This window comes from Arthrobacter sp. 2MCAF14, from assembly GCF_052115645.1.
In the GTDB taxonomy this organism is placed as follows: domain Bacteria; phylum Actinomycetota; class Actinomycetes; order Actinomycetales; family Micrococcaceae; genus Arthrobacter.
The window spans coordinates 1-16,314 of the sequence record NZ_JBFRHB010000026.1 but is presented as its reverse complement, the minus strand read 5'-3'; the positions used below and the strand labels follow the sequence as shown (position 1 = coordinate 16,314).

Annotated in this window: 16 protein-coding genes and 2 pseudogenes; 9 read left to right on the top strand and 9 right to left on the bottom strand. The window is 60.1% G+C overall.

What is annotated here, in order from left to right; all coding sequences use genetic code 11:
- The first annotated feature begins 15 nt into the window (after positions 1-15).
- Entirely contained in the window at positions 16-1,113 is a 1,098-nt protein-coding gene (locus tag AB4074_RS16785; RefSeq protein ID WP_441414401.1) for an ATP-binding protein, read from the top strand.
- The gene (locus AB4074_RS16780) at positions 1,110-2,126 is read left to right on the top strand and encodes a hypothetical protein (protein ID WP_441414400.1); all 1,017 of its coding nucleotides are present in this window, start codon (positions 1,110-1,112) and stop codon (positions 2,124-2,126) included. The genes AB4074_RS16785 and AB4074_RS16780 overlap by 4 nt, the downstream gene beginning before the upstream one ends.
- 243 nt (positions 2,127-2,369) lie before the next feature.
- Here the strand turns inward: AB4074_RS16780 and AB4074_RS16775 are convergent, their stop codons facing one another.
- The 4 genes from AB4074_RS16775 to AB4074_RS16760 all read right to left on the bottom strand — a co-directional run bounded on the left by AB4074_RS16775 (position 2,370) and on the right by AB4074_RS16760 (position 4,285).
- The gene (locus AB4074_RS16775) at positions 2,370-3,068 is read right to left on the bottom strand and encodes a DUF6308 family protein (RefSeq protein ID WP_441414399.1); all 699 of its coding nucleotides are present in this window, start codon (positions 3,066-3,068) and stop codon (positions 2,370-2,372) included.
- Positions 3,069-3,168: 100 nt separating this feature from the next.
- Positions 3,169-3,630: a hypothetical protein gene (locus tag AB4074_RS16770; RefSeq protein WP_441414398.1), complete on the bottom strand. Its 462-nt coding sequence runs from the start codon at positions 3,628-3,630 to the stop codon at positions 3,169-3,171.
- A 34-nt stretch (positions 3,631-3,664) separates the two neighbouring features.
- Positions 3,665-4,024, bottom strand: a complete 360-nt coding sequence (locus AB4074_RS16765) for a hypothetical protein (protein WP_441414397.1) — start codon at positions 4,022-4,024, stop codon at positions 3,665-3,667.
- Between the two features lie 30 nt (positions 4,025-4,054).
- The gene (locus tag AB4074_RS16760; protein WP_441414396.1) at positions 4,055-4,285 is read right to left on the bottom strand and encodes a hypothetical protein; all 231 of its coding nucleotides are present in this window, start codon (positions 4,283-4,285) and stop codon (positions 4,055-4,057) included.
- 457 nt (positions 4,286-4,742) lie between these two features.
- On the opposite strand from AB4074_RS16760, the gene AB4074_RS16755 reads away from it, so the two are divergent.
- The 4 genes from AB4074_RS16755 (at position 4,743) to AB4074_RS16740 (ending at position 9,208) form a co-directional block, all read left to right on the top strand.
- Positions 4,743-5,681, top strand: coding sequence for a hypothetical protein (locus tag AB4074_RS16755; RefSeq protein WP_441414395.1), 939 nt, complete (start codon positions 4,743-4,745; stop codon positions 5,679-5,681).
- Between the two features lie 185 nt (positions 5,682-5,866).
- Positions 5,867-7,015: a hypothetical protein gene (locus AB4074_RS16750; RefSeq protein WP_441414394.1), complete on the top strand. Its 1,149-nt coding sequence runs from the start codon at positions 5,867-5,869 to the stop codon at positions 7,013-7,015.
- A gap of 337 nt (positions 7,016-7,352) precedes the next feature.
- Positions 7,353-7,952 (top strand): EF-Tu/IF-2/RF-3 family GTPase, encoded by a 600-nt coding sequence (locus tag AB4074_RS16745; protein ID WP_441414455.1) that lies wholly within the window; start codon positions 7,353-7,355, stop codon positions 7,950-7,952.
- Entirely contained in the window at positions 7,952-9,208 is a 1,257-nt protein-coding gene (locus AB4074_RS16740) for a hypothetical protein (protein ID WP_441414393.1), read from the top strand. The genes AB4074_RS16745 and AB4074_RS16740 overlap by 1 nt, the downstream gene beginning before the upstream one ends.
- A gap of 163 nt (positions 9,209-9,371) precedes the next feature.
- On the opposite strand, the pseudogene AB4074_RS16735 reads toward AB4074_RS16740, so the two are convergent.
- Positions 9,372-9,829 (bottom strand): annotated as a pseudogene (locus AB4074_RS16735) (IS3 family transposase); the annotation flags it as partial.
- A gap of 254 nt (positions 9,830-10,083) precedes the next feature.
- On the opposite strand from AB4074_RS16735, the gene AB4074_RS16730 reads away from it, so the two are divergent.
- Positions 10,084-11,133: an IS110 family transposase gene (locus AB4074_RS16730; RefSeq protein WP_441414392.1), complete on the top strand. Its 1,050-nt coding sequence runs from the start codon at positions 10,084-10,086 to the stop codon at positions 11,131-11,133.
- A 20-nt stretch (positions 11,134-11,153) separates the two neighbouring features.
- On the opposite strand, the pseudogene AB4074_RS16725 reads toward AB4074_RS16730, so the two are convergent.
- Both AB4074_RS16725 and AB4074_RS16720 read right to left on the bottom strand, forming a co-directional pair.
- Positions 11,154-11,430 (bottom strand): annotated as a pseudogene (locus AB4074_RS16725) (transposase); the annotation flags it as partial.
- Positions 11,431-11,766: 336 nt separating this feature from the next.
- Entirely contained in the window at positions 11,767-12,873 is a 1,107-nt protein-coding gene (locus AB4074_RS16720; RefSeq protein WP_441414391.1) for a hypothetical protein, read from the bottom strand.
- A gap of 389 nt (positions 12,874-13,262) precedes the next feature.
- Here AB4074_RS16720 and AB4074_RS16715 point away from each other — a divergent pair, with 389 nt between their 5' ends.
- Positions 13,263-13,514, top strand: a complete 252-nt coding sequence (locus AB4074_RS16715) for a helix-turn-helix domain-containing protein (RefSeq protein ID WP_441414390.1) — start codon at positions 13,263-13,265, stop codon at positions 13,512-13,514.
- A gap of 136 nt (positions 13,515-13,650) precedes the next feature.
- Here the strand turns inward: AB4074_RS16715 and AB4074_RS16710 are convergent, their stop codons facing one another.
- Entirely contained in the window at positions 13,651-13,878 is a 228-nt protein-coding gene (locus tag AB4074_RS16710; RefSeq protein WP_441414389.1) for a helix-turn-helix domain-containing protein, read from the bottom strand.
- Positions 13,878-14,513 (bottom strand): hypothetical protein, encoded by a 636-nt coding sequence (locus AB4074_RS16705; RefSeq protein ID WP_441414388.1) that lies wholly within the window; start codon positions 14,511-14,513, stop codon positions 13,878-13,880. Before AB4074_RS16705 ends, AB4074_RS16710 begins: the two co-directional genes overlap by 1 nt.
- Positions 14,514-14,880: 367 nt before the next feature.
- Between AB4074_RS16705 and AB4074_RS16700 the strand changes: the two genes are divergently transcribed.
- A complete protein-coding gene (locus AB4074_RS16700) occupies positions 14,881-15,723 on the top strand; it encodes an abortive infection family protein (RefSeq protein ID WP_441414387.1) in 843 nt (280 codons plus the stop codon).
- Positions 15,724-16,314 lie beyond the last annotated feature (591 nt).

Here is a 16,314-nt window from a genome sequence, read left to right as displayed (position 1 = left end):
CTTTATGGTGTCTCGTTGCCTGATGTCTTTGCCCAGCTGCGTTTCAATGCGGGGGATGGGGGCCTGGTGCTCCTGCTGGGTATCCCGGCAGCGATCGTCTGCACGGCTATGGCACGCCCGGGGCGTTGGAGGCACCGAGCCGCAGGGACGGCCGCGGCGCTGCTTCTTGTGAGTTTTGTCTTGTGGCACCTCGGCATGATCGGAGGCGGTGGACGGGTGGCCTCCCGTCCGTGGTCGTGGGGGTTCGCCGGTATCGGCAACGCCTTGGCCTGCGTAGCCACGGACGCGTGGATCTCCGCGGTCTACGGTGCGATCTTTTCGTCTTTCATTTTCCTGGTGCCGCTCACGGCGGCGGGCAACGCCCGTGCTTGGTACGAATCGGGGCAGGATGCACTGTTGTCGGCGGCGATGACCGTGGTGATTATCAGCCCCATCACAGCGCTGCGCAAGGCGGCCAGGGCATCCGACGAGGCTGCCGACCGGGCGGTGCTGGAGGCAGGGGCGGCGGCGAGGGCCGAGGCTCTGCGCGCCGAGCGGACGCGCCTGGATGGGCTCACCCACGACGCGATCATGGCCACCCTTACTGCCGCGTCCCGGGCGGAGTCTGCCGACCTGATGGCCGCCGCAGCTGCGGCAGCACAGAGTTCTTTGCGTCAGCTGGAGTCACTGCACTCACGAGAGGAAGTTGACTCAATGGGCCCCGATGAGCTGGTCAACCAGATCATGGCGGCAACGGCAGGCTACCCGACAACGATCAGCCTTGTTGGCCCCTCGGACAGGGCGCCGGCGTCGCTTCCCCCGGCCCCCAGCCGCGCACTGATTCAAGCGACGACCGAGGCGGTAAGGAACAGTTCACTGCACTCCCGCAACGGGCAAAGCGAAGTGACAATCACACTCAGCCGCGATTCCAGCACCGGCATGTGCCAGGCGCTCATCGACATCAGCGATCAAGGACCCGGCTTTGACATCTCCAGCATTCCCGAACAACGGCTCGGCATCCGGGTGTCCATCATGAAGAGAATGCGCGATGTAGCCGGCCAGGCGACCATCACCTCGAAGCCCGGTACGGAAACGCGCGTGCAGCTGATGTGGAAGGGCCCCGAAGCCGCGTGAACAATGCAATCAGCCGCCCGTTGATTCTCGCCATGGGTTTGGCGTTCCCCGCCTCCCACATCGTGTTGGGCATCTTCAACCTCGACATGCTCCTCTCACCGTGGCCCGCTCTCCTTGCGATGGGCATCTGCGTGGCCCTCATGGTGGTCGTGACAATGCCCGCGAGCGACCGTGGCTTGTCCCGCAGGAACGCGGTCATCACGGTGGCCGGGACCGCTCTCATGGATGTCCTGGTTCAAAGCGTTCTCCCGACCGGCATCCACCCCGGCTACGCCGCATGGCACTGCGGGGCCATCCAAATGCTGCTCGTGACCGTTGCCCTCCGGAAGCAGATCGGGTTGGCATGGCTCGGGATCGGTATCTTTTCCGTGCTCGATTTCTCAGGCTCAATGCTTCACCGGCTGTCGCCGGTCGACGGGCTGGCGTTGGTGGTGACGCCGCTGATGTGGATCGGTATCGCCCACGCGGTCAGCCGGGTATTTGGCCGATGCGATGTTCTGGTCCGCAACTACGAAGACCAGGAAAAGCGCTCGGCCGCCCGGATCGCCCGTGAACACGCCCGCTGGCTCTCACAGAACGATTGGGTCACCGAGCTGGAACACGCGACCAAACCAACGCTGACAAAGGTCGCCACGGGCAACCTTGACGCTTCGGACAGGGCCGACTGCGGCTATCTGCAGGACGAGCTGCGGGATCAGGTCCGGGGCAGGGTTCTGGCAACTCCGCCGGTGCTCAAATCAGCCCGCGCCGCCCGGGAACGAGGAGTAGCCGTGGAGATCTTCGATGACCGGGAAGCCGCTCTTCCTGACGCGGTGCAGCAAGAGGCCTTGGCGCAGCTCATCGGTGCACTTGACCGGGCCGAGAGCGGGTTCGTGAAGGCCAGAGCACTGCCGCGCGGACAAGAAATTGCGGTCACCATTCTCGCCTACGACGAGAACACCCCGGACGATGAGTTCTACCTTGAAGTACGGGAGCAACCCGAGGGTGCCGACGGTGCGCGAGTGGTTCATTGAGTGGTTCTTGGGTTCGGGGAACCGGCGGCATAGAAAGGCCCCATCCTCGTTGGGGGTCGGGGATGGGGCCAGTGCTTGGACGTTACCCGGCCCTGATTCCTCGCGCAACGCTGACGTTGGCCTGCGTGCGGCTGCTCAAGGGCGCGTTGGTGCTAGCTCAATTGGTGGAGCATCTGGTCATTGGTGGAGCGTCTGGTCGTGGCCCGGGACGTCGCCGGATCGATGCCGGTCGGCCACACGACTTCACTCAGGCTCTGCTGTCTCCGTTGCCCGGCGGCCGTGGCGTCTTGAGACCGCTGGCAGTCCTGCCCGCCAGGAGACGATGTCGAGGGCGCGCAATGGGCTGATCGCGACATCGTCCGCCGGTGCGATGTGCGCGAGTTCCTGCCATGCCTCGAGTTGTCCGCGCAGGTCGTTCTGGACGGCCTTGAGCCAGGCCCGGGCGTAGGCCTCCCAGGAGCGTCCGGCCTGCCACGGCACAGGGGCGCGGTCGCTGTCCGAGTAGCAGTGGGCGACCGCGCTGTCGTAGACCGGGATGAGGCCAGGCCTCTTGCGCGCCAGGACCTTGGAGAGTGTAGTCATGCCGACATGCTTGGGTGCCGGATTGTCAAGGACACGGAACAGCCGGGCGATGGCATCGAGTTGGCTGTCTTCGGCGTCCTGCAGCGCTAAGCCGGTGCGGATCCCGCGGAACGACTCGTTCAGCCCCGGTACGAGGCTTTTCAGCGCGTAGTAGGTCGGGATCGGGTTCTGCGAGACGTTCAGAAGGGCGGGAGCGAGGAGGTCAGCGTCCCCTAGTTCGTGGTTGTCCCGCCCCGAGCCCTCATAGGCGTCGTAGGCCGGATAGCCGGATCGCCCGGGACTCTCGACCAGGTAGTCCCGCGCCCAGGCTTCCGCCTGGGCAGGCTCCACGGTCAGCCCTCCAACAGTCAACATGTCCATGAGGACACCGTAACGGTCCCAGAAGCGTCGGTGAGGGATTCCAGCCGCGCCGCGCACATCTTGTCCGTCGGGGCCACCGAACATGATCAGTGCTCGAAGCTCATCCGGCCGCTGGAATAGCAAGCGCGATCTTGTCCCGAACGTCGACCGCCAGGGGTGTTCCCTTGGGTGGAATCGCGAGATTCCAGAGCCGATCGGTGGCGATGGATATTTCCGGGTTGCCCCCAAAGGAAGGGCTGGATGAAGTTTCGGAGAACTCCAGGCGGGTGATTGCGCTGAACGGGATGACAGTGGAACCTTTCTTCCTGCCGAAGGCCCCGTAGGTCCAGACAAGAACCAGCCGGTCCTCGAGAAGGACGGCCAGAGCTGTTCGATTCGCATTCCCGTCTTGGAGGAAGGCCAGGAACGCGAGGATCGGGTGCTCCTCTGCCGGGACAAGAGACAGGAGCTCTGCCTCGTTGTCGGTGTAGACGCCCGCGCTTGCTTTGCCGAAATCCGCATCGCCGGCGAGTTCCGCGGCTTTGGTCATCGCATCGATGAACCGGTCTCGTTGAGTAGTCAATTGTTTTCCCTTCACTGCCTGCTGGGTACGGGGCCTATTGCCGGGTCATGGTGTAGATCTTGCTTGTGCCGGAGTAGACGGCGACAGTGTCCGAGCCGGTGAAATCGACCGTGTAGCTGGCCTGGTTCGGTGGCTGGGAGACGACAAGGCTGTAGCGGCCGTTGGCGTCCTTCTTCGTGCTGAACGAGCAGGTCATGCCGCCGCCGATGTCCAGGGGCTTGGTGCCGTTGTAGAACATGCCTTGGCACCGGCTGTCCTGGGCGATGACCTTCACGGGAGTGCCGTCATCGGCCTTCCAGTTTCCGGCGATCTTTGGCGTGCTGTCGCAGGCCGTGAGAGCCAGGCCCGAGGCCAGCACCAGTGACGCCCCTAGAAGTTGAGTCGTTCTTCTCATCATTTCTCCTGAGTTGTTTTGGTTGAGAGGCTAGAAGAAGAAAATGACCCAGCGTCCGCCACGGTAAAGATAGACGGTGTAGGCCAACGTGATCAGGCCTATCCAGATGCCGTTGAGGTGCCCGGGAGCGGACGAGAACGTGTAGAAGACTGCGGCCAGGGTGATGATCGCCCAGAATGTCCCGGCGATGTAGTGCGGCCTGCGACGCTGGACCCGCACGGTACTGGGCGATTGTGTTGCCGGCTCGTTGATCTTGTCCATGATTTGCCTCCTTGTTGTCGATGCTCTGCAGCAAAAATGTATGTCCATGGAATGACAGAAAACGGGACATGTCTTCTTTTTTCGTGGAGTTGTCACCCATTGTTGCTACAAAGCGAAGGAACTTCGCTCAGGGGCGAGTTTGGTCATGCAGTGCCTGTTAGATTCCCTCAAGGATTAGTTGGTTGAAGCCGTCGTGGCGACCAGGAGGGGGCATTACCGATGGAATATTGGCGGGCTGGCCGCGGGACATTGCGATTGCCGATTGAGTCTTCGTCCTAGGGATTTTGCCAATCGGATGCGCGGCCGCAGAACTGTCAGCCGAGCGTCCCATGATTGCCTATCCCGTCTCTCACTACGGGAGCGACCGCAGGGGCTTTTTCATCTTCCAGGTCGTTTAGGTTTCACGTTTACGCCTGCCGACATGCTTAAACCGGCGAACTAAAAAAGGGGATCTTCAATGGAAAACAATGTCGATGGGCGACAAATAGGCAAGCGGCACAGGTCAACCAGCGACTGGCTGCGTACGACTCACGCCGCCATAGCAACGCTTGTCCTCGGCTCCGTGGTTTTGGCCGGCTGCGGGACTGAGCAGGTGACCCACGCCGAAGCCCCAGTGTCCAGCAGTTCGCCCACCCCCGATCCCACGCGGCAAGCGTCCATAACGCCCACGCCTGAGCCGGCGCCATCCGGGCCTGCAAGGCACACCACGACGCTTCGCTACACGGCAACTTGGTCGCTGAAGAACGCAAACGGGTTTACTTACGATCTCTCTATCGATGTTGCCTCACCGGTGCCCATACCTACTTCTGGGAAACTCGCCCATCCTCTGGACGCGAACTTTGAGTTCGGCTTAAAATGCACCGCAGACCCTAAGCGCGACGTTCTTATCCCCGGGGCTGCTTTTGTCACGGCAACCACCGATAAATTCGACACGCCGATCAACGCTCAGATGATCTTGAACAGAGGTGCTGGCCCGACCATTACAAGCGGCAACAAGCAACTTCCATACGGCGGTTCCGGGGTCGCACCTGCCGACGGCGACGACAGGATTGCTGTCGAGCGGTCCTACAACGACGGAGTGGTCTGCTCGACATTTTCGAGCACCAACGGTGTCGGGTACGGCCAGGAAGGCGGCTTCGGAGTCCAATGGGAGAAACCATTCCAGAGAGGTCAGCATGGAAGGTTTGAGTTCTTTATCGTCATCAAGAACTATTACAGTCCGGCGACCCCCAACGGTGACGCAGCGCTGCTGGACTGGATGGTGATTCGTCCGATGCAGGCAGGCGACGCTAAAGACCCGTCAAGCATTTACCACGACATTGAAGGAAATGGGTCGGCAAGTATCAGCCCGCGCGGACTGACTCTTAAAGGCACCATTATCGGCGGTGCATCATGAGGCGTTTCAGCGGATTGACCTGCGCTGCTTTACTCGCCGTGGTCCTCCTGGCCCTGACAGTTAGTGGTTGTGCACCGGAAGCCAGACCGGCCGTGACGGTGGCACCGGCGACAACCGGCTCGGCTGCAGAAGCAACGACCCCTGCGGCCAGTTCCTCACCCACACCCTCGAGAGAGGCCGTGACAGTGGGTACTGAGTGGAATGCGGTTCTCGGGCATTTTCTGGTCAATCGATACGGCGTGTCCACGGGGGATTCCGTGATCAGCATCGATGGGCCTTTCGATTTCCTTGTGCCGCCGGGATTCAAGAAGTCGATCAGTGCCCAGACGTTCTTTCAGGATGTCAAGGTTGGCAAGGAAAAGTGGACGAGCACGGGCACCGAGTCTTCGCCGTCTCTCACCGGGTTGGTTCAGGTCCGTGAAGTGGCCAAGGGGATGCAGGCCAATGCCTATGTCGTGTATCTGGTCGTGGTTGACCCGCAGACTCTGAAAGTCCTGAGCAAGTCGGAGATCTATCGGGGACCGGATGAGAAGATCTTCCCCGCCAGGCTGGTGGGCTCCAACGGGTCCGTTGTTGCCGTCGACGACGGATCAGCAACGACAGAGTACAACGCCGCGTCGCTGACCCGTGGATTGGATGTCATGACAGGTAAGGAGCTGTGGCGTCACGGGGGCCGACTGCACAACGCCTCCGAGGGAAATGCAGTGGTGATGGAAATCACTGGTGAATCGAGCCGCTTGTACACGTGCAACCGGCTGTCCTTGATGTCGGTGGAGACGGGGTCGGTCGTCCTGACTCTGGACGACAGAACGATCAACAATCAGCACTGCAATATGCTCGGTGCGGGATTCTTCGGGCCGTACCTCCAAGTCGTTACAGATCAGAATAAATACCAGTATTTCGATATCAAGACCGGTGCGCCTAGAACGCTGCCGGAGCACATTATCGAGCTGGATCCGGTGTCCGGACTGATTCTCGCCGGAGTTCCATACAACAGCTATGACACCTCCCCAAATGAAGGGCTGGGAGTCATCGATCCCGCTACCGGCACCAAGATGTACTGGGTGGATTTCGCACAGGTCCGGCTGCTCAAACTCGGTATTAGCGTATTCTATGACGGCCTGCTCTACCTCGGAACCACCGACGGGAAACCTGTGGTGGATGCCCGATCTGGAAAGACCGTGAGCGACAACGACGGCATGATGCCGATTCTTTCCGTCGATGCATTTGTCTTGTGGAATAACGGCAAGCTCTACCCCCAAGGTGACCGGCCGGCGCCGTCATCAGCCTCATCATCGTCCGCCACGTCTTCAAAAGCATCCTCAACCCCCTAATTAACATCAAGGGTGCTTTCGCCTACGAAGAACCAACGCGGCAAGGTGACGGAGATTGGAGAGTCTGTCGTGTCAGGACGGCAGGTCGTTTACACATCGTCTAGAGTATCGCCGAGGACTGCTGACCAGCTTGTTCAGCTCGGACTAGACAAAATCGAGACCGCGGTGCTCGCAAAATGATTCATCGGCACACGGCGGCGGCAACCAAGTGCTTTGACGACGAAAGTCAGAAGGTCCAGTGATTCTGCCAGGGAAAAGGGATGTGCTATCCGTGGGTATTAGAAATTGGTTCGGCGCAAATAGCTCTTCGTCCGAGCCCAACATCGAGCCAGCCACGATGATCGGAAAGTCTCCTGATCCGATGGATGGCTTCCTCATGCCCTTCACAGCCGATGAAGTCTTTGCCCTTACTGGCCAAGGAACCGAGATCGTCGGGACCGTTGAGAGGGGTCGGATTGAAGAGGGCGACGACGTCGAACTAGTGGGACCGACTCGAAGAATCTGTGCGCGGATCGCCAGAGTGAGTCTCTTTCACAAGCCTTATCGCGTTGCGTCCGCGGGCCAGATGCGATCGATCTTGCTTCCGAAGATCCGAAAAGAGCAGATCGAGCCCGGGTCAGTGTTGGCTGCTGTCGGGACAGTTGCGGCATACAGGCATTTTGAGGCCTCTGTTCGACTCTTGACTTCATACGAAGGAGGCCCTGACCGTCAAATCTTTCCAAGCACCGTCGTTCAGCTGGCCATTCGTTCGACGCAGGTCACAGGCACGATGACTGCCGTCGATGGGGCCGTACTGGTTGAGGCGGGCATGGATTCAATGGTGCGGGTTGACCTCAGTGGGCCAGCAATTCTGGAATCCGGTCTTGAGTTCGCTGTGCTTCTGGAAGATCGCCCATTTGGAGTCGGGCGCGTAACACGGGTTGGAGAGATAGCGTAATGACCGGTGCGAGTCTTCAGAACGAGGTCTACGCAGCACTGCGGTCCCACTGGCGTGAGACTTCTTACAACTGGCAAGATTCGGAGCGCGGTGTCGCTCTCATCGCCGAGGGGGTGATGCGAGGTAATTCCGGCGTTCAGGCGGGTATCGATCAACTCGGTCGTAGTTTGGGTGACAACTTCACTGCCGTTGCCACGCTCCTAGATCGAGATCTCGGGCTGATTGCTTCCGGAGTGGCCGAGCTAAGTAGGAACACGACGTCAATCGATGACGCCCTGCGCAACCCGCGATCCACATCCGCCGCCGAAGCTTACCGGCGAGGGATCTACGCGCTCCAAAACGACTGGCCGGACGACGCCCTGGAGGAACTGGCTCTCTCGGTGGCAGAAGATCGCTACTTTGCACCAGGCCATGCGTACTTCGGGCTCGTAAAGGTCCGATTGGGCAGAGCAGCGGAGGCACTCCCAGATTTCCGTCTTGCCGTTAAGTATGGGATCCGGCACTTCCCGTCAACCGCAGCCGGCGCTGCCCTTCTCGGAGCCCGCACATCGATGAGTCTCGGAGACATGCAGTCCGGACTTGAAATCCTCGACGCGACCCAGGAACTCCACACCGAATGTCCCGAGCTGGTCGTAATGACCATAAATCTGGGCGGCGACACGAGTTCTTTGGAGGAAGCCTTGCGCGCTGCGCCTGAACTGGCTGCCACGTTGTCTCCCGATGCGGCGACAAGAGTAGAGCCCATCATCGAGGGCACGTGCGAGGCGGATGATGGCCCGGTAGCGATCTCTCGGACTGCCGGCAATGAACTTGGATTGCTCCTTGGACATGTCATGAACGTCAGGCCAACGGATGAGCGGCTAGGCGGCATTGCCCGTGAAAGCGAATCCGCAAGGCAACGGGTTGATGAAGCTCGAGGGCCGCTCAAACTTCTTGCCGCCGCAGACTTGCTTCACTACTACAGGGAGTGCGCTGAACTACCACTATCTTTGGCTGAAGGCGAGGTCCACAGGTCCGCCTCCCAGAAGAACAGCCTTCAGGCTGCCGCGGACAGAGTCCGCACTGAGCTTGCCCGCCCAGATAAATCTGCAGACCCCATGGCCGGTGTTCGTGAGAAGATTCAGAAAGCGGCCGCGCTCAGGGAACTGGAAGAAGATCTGGCGGCCGTGAACGAGCCGACCTGGTTGCTCTCGTCAGCGCAAAAGATCCGCACCGCATTACAACGCCCGCCCCGCATTTCGCCGTGGTCCGGCTAGCACAACGCCAAATTGCGGGCATCGATGCAACAGCAGCACGCTCTGGAGTTTGGCCCAGCAAAATCGACAGCACGTGACATGAACCGTGGCCGGGATTTCGCAAGCATTCATGAGATGAGGCACTCATCCCAATTGCGGTGCGCTTAAGTGAGGGGGCATGGGGGTAAACGTCCTTCACCGCGCAGAGGTAGAGCTTTCCTTCACCGGTGGGGTGTTCGGTGATGTCTGTCAGCCACAGTTCGTTCGGCGCCGCGGTGGTGAAGTCACGTTCCACCAGGTCGTCGTGAACCGGTGGTCCCGGCTTCCGATTCAGACCACGTTTCTTGGAGAAGACCGACCGGATGCCGTGGTCCTGGCACAAGCGCTGGACCCTGTTCTCACCCGCGCTGATGCCCTTCTCCGGGAGCTCGTCGGCGATGAACGATAACCAAAGGCAGGATCGTCCGCGTGGATGTCCAGGGCGGCGTTGTCCAGATGCGCATCCGCCCAGTCCCGTTCCGTCACCGGGCTGGATCTCCACCGGTAATAGTCTTGCTTGCTGAATTCCAACACCCTGCAGGTCACCGCCACGGGGACACCGTCGGCGGCAAGATCCGTGACCAGCGGGTAGATCTGTAATGGTCAGTAGCCGGCCCGAGGTTGGCTGGCAGGCTGGTCCCGGAGGATGGCGTGTGACTCAGGGTATATCCGACCCGCTCAGGCGGTGTCTTGAAAATGACTCGTCCGCACCATTCTCCGGACACCGGCCTGCCCGCGCGGATGACCTGATCAGAAGACTGTCCACCACTTGGGTGTGACCCGTTACAGAAGCGTCTCCAAGCGACCCACGGCAGGCTGCTGCCACCTGTCCGGTTCATAAGGAAATGGAGAGCGCTATGGCGATTGTCGCCGAGGAATTTGAGTTCGTCGTCGGGGTCGACACCCATGCCCGCACCCACACATTCACAGCCGTGCATGCCGCAACCGGCGCAGTGGTCGACACTGCGGCGTTTCCGGCCACCTCCGCGGGGATGGACCGTGCTATCACCTGGATCCGGCGCCGCACCGGCGGGCAGAGCGTCTTCGCGGCCGTCGAGGGCACATCTTCCTACGGCGCTCGGCTCACCCAAGCACTGCTTGCATCCGGCATCGATGTAGGCGAAGTCAGGCCACCGACACGTTCATCACGTGCCATGACCGGCAAGTCCGATCTCATCGACGCCGAAGCCGCTGCCCGTTCGGTCCTCGGACGTCCCCGCGAGCAAGTCATGGAACCACGCGCGGCCGGAACCCGGGCGGCGATCAGGATCCTGCTGGCCTCCCGGTCCCTGCTGGATCACCAACGCACGGCGAACCGCAACGCCCTAACAGCGTTGCTCCGCGGCACAGACCTCGGGATCGACGCCCGGTCGTCCCTGCGGGACGCTCAGATCAGCACGATCGCGGCCTGGCGCAGCTCAAACATCGTCGACCCGATGGTTCGGATCGCGCGCGCCGAGGCCAAACGCCTGGCATTGGCCGTCAAAGACATCACGATCCAGCTCGCCGAAAATCACAAGGAATTGGCCCGACTTACCGAAGAACTCGCTCCTGGACTGCAAACCACGCCAGGAGTCGGTCCCGTAACAGGGGCGATCATCATCTGCGCCTACTCCCATCATGGCCGGATCCGTTCAGAGGCAGCCTTTGCCGCCCTGGGCGGCGTTGCGCCACGCCCTGCGTCCTCCGGCAACACCACCAGACACCGGCTCAACCGCAGCGGAGACCGCCAACTCAACCGGGCCTTCGACGTCATCGTCCGCACCCGCATGAGCTTCGACCCCACAACCAAGGACTACGTGACGCGCAGCCGGGCAACAGGGAAATCAAACCGGGAGATCCGCCGGAACCTCAAACGCTACGTCTGCCGCTCCATCTTCCGCCAGCTCCAAACCATCATGGCTTGACAGAACCCATAGAAGAGTCATTTTGGGTTGATGTCCCTGGCCAGGTAGGCGGCAGCCCGGCGCAGGATCTCGTTCTCCTGCTCCAACAGGCGGTTCCGCTTCTTGAGTTCCCGCATCTCGGCCGACTCCGCCGCCGGCCCGGCCCCGGTTTTCCCTGCGTTCGGCGATGGCAATCCAGCGCTTCAAGGTCGTGACCGACAGCCCGAAATCCTTCGCAATCTGCGCCAACGGCGCCTCGCCCTTGCGGGCCACATCAATAACATCCTGGCGGAACTCCGCCCCATAAGCCGTGGGCATGGTCAACATCCTTCCACGAGCACAAGCTCGCTAGGTCAAGGAGTCAACAAAACCGGGGGCAGTCCCTGGCCGGGTCGCCGGTGGTGAGTTCCGTATCCAGCGCGAAGAGAGCTGACGGTGAGGTGTTCGGCGCGATCTGCAGGGTCCAGGCGGATCCGGTAGAGCGGGCCGCCCCAAAAGGGTCATCGCCTAGGTCCGACTAGCTGCTTCCCGTAAATGGCGCGTACAGGCTTGCCGACTATTCAGCGGCAGTAATGTGAAGGGAGGGGCGAACGTGGCCGTGCAGTATTCGGGACAACCCAGGTTTGGTCGCCATCTCCGTCATAGGCTCTCCCTTCACACTTGGGAGCATGACGAACTCCAGTTGGGATCCACGAATGAGTGCCCGGCGTCCCACCACGGCTCAATTAGTTGCCGCAGTGCATCCTCCATAGGTTGGCCGTCGGCTAGGGCCGTCAGCAGGTAGTTGACATCCCTAGGACGGTTACGGCCACGGGCTCGCTTTAACTTTCCGATACTAAGGATCCTGCTCGCGAGTTTCGAAGAACTGCAAAGGGTCGAATCCACAGAATCGTTCCAGATTCTAGGAATGATCAGGACAGCCCGGTCTAGATCAATTTTCGCTGCCTCCCTGTCAGGCATTGACATGTGCAACTCTCCGAACGCCGTGTAGACGTCAAGCAAATGAAGCAGGAACTTGAAGGACGAGGCACCCTCATGCTGCGATTCTGCAGCCTTGTTGGACGGGAATCCGGCGAGCAGTTGATCCCTGCATTTTTGGTCGTGATAGAGGGAATCGATCAAAGTGAAGTACTGGCTGCATTCATACCAGTTCCCGGGCGTCATACCGTCGCTAGGCTCACCGGGCCGAAACGCGGTCCCTGCATAGGCGATGAGAGACCATGTCGACTTTGGATCCAGACCGTTACTCGAATCCCTATGAGCAAGGGTTCGTGAACGAAGATGCCGCGACGCCCACGGCGCCAGCGCCTGGGCGTACATCCGAAGACGAATGTCCGGCATGGCGTCCTCAAGCGTAACCGTGGTCCTGACGCTCGTCTGGTTTTTAGCTGCAGTCTTGTCGGCGGCGAGAAACGACTGCGCGTCTTCTACCAAGACTTCCTTCGTGGAGGTGTCAACGTTGGCAACGAATACTGGGGGTGTGGCCGACGACCAGTAGCCATGGTGCTGGTCCACCGGAACTGTGCGCTTCTTCTGATCATTGCCGGAAGCTTTACATTGGAATGCGCCGAGAAACGCCGTATGTACGCCGTCATTTGTCCCGTCTTTGGAGACCGCGAAGGCCACCAAGTCAATCCCTCGATCCACCTCCTGCGGCCAAACGAAACTCACAACGTCATGGGACTGGAGTTTGTCACGCAAGATTGACACACCCGATACCCCGGTAGACGAATTCGCATCTTTCGGGAAATGACTGATCATCAAGTAAACATACCCGATAGGATTTCCCTGCTCGCTTCCGGGAGCGGCGCAGACGACTCATTGAAAATGACACCAACACCGTGGGGAGGGCTTCCCGCTGGACGGTCTGAGTTCCAATCGATATAAGGGGCGGACCGCGCCCTGAGGTTTGAACGTGTAGTGTCCAGGCTGGCTTGAGAGGCTCTGACCAACAGGGCCGCTAGGGGGCAATAGGGCATTACAGACCGCACTACGAGTGAAATCTGTCATGCACACAGCGCGTCTTGAGGTGCGACAAAGGGCCTCAGAAAGGCCCCTGACCCGCAGTGCCCACGTTCCCGACAGGTGTCGTTATCCACATGTCACGGTTGTTCGCTGTCGCTTCCCGTTCGGCCCCATACGATTGGTCAATGCCCGAAGACAACAAACCGGCTCCGCGCTTCCGGACAATTGAACAGGCGGCTACGGAGCTGAACATCGGCCAACCTCTGATACGTGCCTTGCTGAAGAACGGTGAACTGCGTGGTTTTCAGTTGGGCGGGAGGAACATCTGGCGCATCGGGGCCGATGGTCTGCGGAACTACATTGACGATGCATACAGGAAAACTGCAGAACGAATTGCGGCCGTCGACCTTGGTGAGACGCCGACAGAAGAAGCCTGATCACAAAACGCACATTCGAAAGCCGTGAAGGATGGAAATGCAACGGGGAAGGAATGGCCCGGATCTAGGCAAACGTACAGAAACCGCCCTCCGCCACAAGCCAGGAAATGCGTGGCTGCCAATCCCGCTCTCTTCGTCATCCGGGTCCCCGGAGGATCAGCAGGTCGCCGACCTGGCAGCTCAGTGCCTCGCAGATCGCCGTCAGCGTCGAGAAGCGGACGGCCCGGGCCCGATCGTTTTTCAGAACGTGCAGATTTACTTGACTGATGCCGATCTGGCGACTGAGTCCGGCCACGGTCATTCCACGTTCTGCCAACAGCTCGTCAAGCCTGCAGTGAATTGTCGTCGTCTCGTCTGCCCGCATCAGACCAGACCCTCGGTATCTTTCTGCAGCTTGCGGCCGAATTGGAAGACCCCGGCAATGAGGACGAGCGAGGCGCCGGCAACCAGCGGGACTACGTTGAAATCCGTGACGTAGACGACGGATTCCCCTGGGAACCGTGGATTCGCCCCGATGAGCTCGGCAAGCCGGTTCCGGGCCGTGGAGTCCAGAATCTGCCCCGCGCTTCCCGCCAGGGCGAGGACCGCGCCGCAGGCGGCGATCAATGCGGCGGATCCGGCTGTGAACAGGTTACCGACCCACAACCGCCAGGTCACCAGGACAACCAAGCCGGCCACAGCAAGGACGCCAACCAGGTTCAGGACCGAAGACCAGAGAAGCAGTGTCACTTCGGTTTCGGGAAGGGCCGGGATCGCGGCCTCCATCCGCGTGTACCGGGCTGTGGCACCGCCCCCCAGCCGTAACGGGTCTTGCCCGTCGGACTCCAGCGGCATCGACAAGGTCACTGAACCGGAGGATCTGCCGACGATGTCGGCCACCGTGGTCATCGTGAAGATGAGGGCCACCACTCCTGCCAATGCGATGATCGCGACGGCGTCCGCTGCCGAAATGGCCCTGGTGCCACCCAGCCACCGAACAAAACACTGGATCAGCTTCATTTTTCCCCAAACACTAACGACTATCGATATAACGATAGTCGTTAGTGTGCCGTCGAACGGCCGATGGGTCAACAGGCATCCCCGCCATTGTTCAGGGCACCAGGAGTGCGTGCTTCCATGCATGCAACTTCCGAAGGGGCGCATCAACAAGTTCACGCAGCTCACCCAGGTGTGAAACGGGTGGGCGTCCTTCGTATATGACGATGACATATCGAGTAAATCAAGCGCGTCCTGCTCTGCCATCTCCCAGCGCGTTCGGAGCTCGTGGGCGGTAAGGTTATCCAGCGCTATGTGTGGGGTAGCTCCTCCATCGCAGCCGGTAGCGTTATGTTTATGTTCAATATGGATCTCTGGGGAAGGTGCGGGCATGGGGGAGAATCCGATCAGCCAAGACGTTGGATCGGCCATCGGAAAGTTCTTCTTTGGCGGCGCGGGTCCTTCGCACTCTCAGCTGACCAGAGTGTTCATGGCTGGTGGATATGGCGACGACGACCCGTATGTCCCTGCGCAAAATGGCCGCCCCGCGAGCCCAAACAAGCAGCAGCGCGTGTTGCAAGTGTTCGCTGTTGGGGCGCGTAAGCCTTCCGGATCCAAGGCATTGGTTGAGGCGATGCTGAGCGAGTTGCGCATTCACGGCTGCTTTACAGACGGTTCGAAAGACTTCAGTCATCAGAATGTCCAGACGGCTCGGCGGGCCTTCGCGCGCATCGGCTGGACACTAAGCGACGAGGGAATGCTCTCGCCACTTGCCGGGATAGATCTTTCGACCGGCGGCCGTGATGCCCTTGATGAACAGCTTGCTAGGATGCGGGCGAGCACTGACGACCCTGGGCTGCTTATCGGCTCAGCCAAAGACGTTCTGGAAGCAGTGGCGAAATTCGTACTCGAAGAGTTGAGATTCCCGATGTCCGGCAAAGAGAGCTTCAACCAGCTTTGGTACATGGCTCGCGATCGACTGGGCCTCCTGCCCAATAACATTGACCCGAACATCCCTGGCCACCAGGCGATCCGCGAAGTGTTGCAGGCATCGTGGAAAATTGCTGACCAAGTCAACGAATTGCGCAAGCTGCAGGGGACTGGGCACGGTCGGACACTGCCTACCGGAGTCTCAAGGGAATTAGCTCTGCTCGTGGTGCGAGAGTCGTGCAGCGTGGCAGAGTTCCTGCTCACTTCTCTTGACAGGGCGCTTGGACGGAAAGCTGGTGCATGAACAGCACGGCTTATGGTGCTCGAGGCACTTCACAATTGAATGACCGATTTGTAGTTGGTGAGGTGCATTAACCCCGCGGACGGTTCGCTCGATGTCTTTTATGGCGGTGTTGGCTTCGACCTCGCCCGCCGCGGCGCAAGAAGCAGTTACTTGATTAGCGACGCTTGTCATCAGCGTATGTTGCCACGTACGTATCACTATTTTGTGTCAAGGTAACGATCAGAATTTAAAACCGGCGGGGATGAGGTCGTTGGTGATCCCGTCGGCGTTCATCAGTCCCGTGTCCCACGCTGCTGCATTGTTTGATGGGGTCGGTGACCTGTTTCATTCCGGCGTTCTCGTCGTCCGGGTTTGGGTTGTTCTTGGCGTCGAATCCTGTGATGAAGAACCCGGTGGTCATGAAGGGGGCGCATCTGTTTTCTGCGACACGAACCGGGGAAAGCACGCACTGATATGTAGGTCTGGTTGTCAAGAGTGCATGGATGAGCGGCTCCTGGGTTTTGTTCCGGAGGCCGCTCATCGTGTACCGGCCGGTTGTGGTGTTGTGCGGGCGAGTCGTTTTTCCGACTGCAGTGTCAGGCTGACATTCGC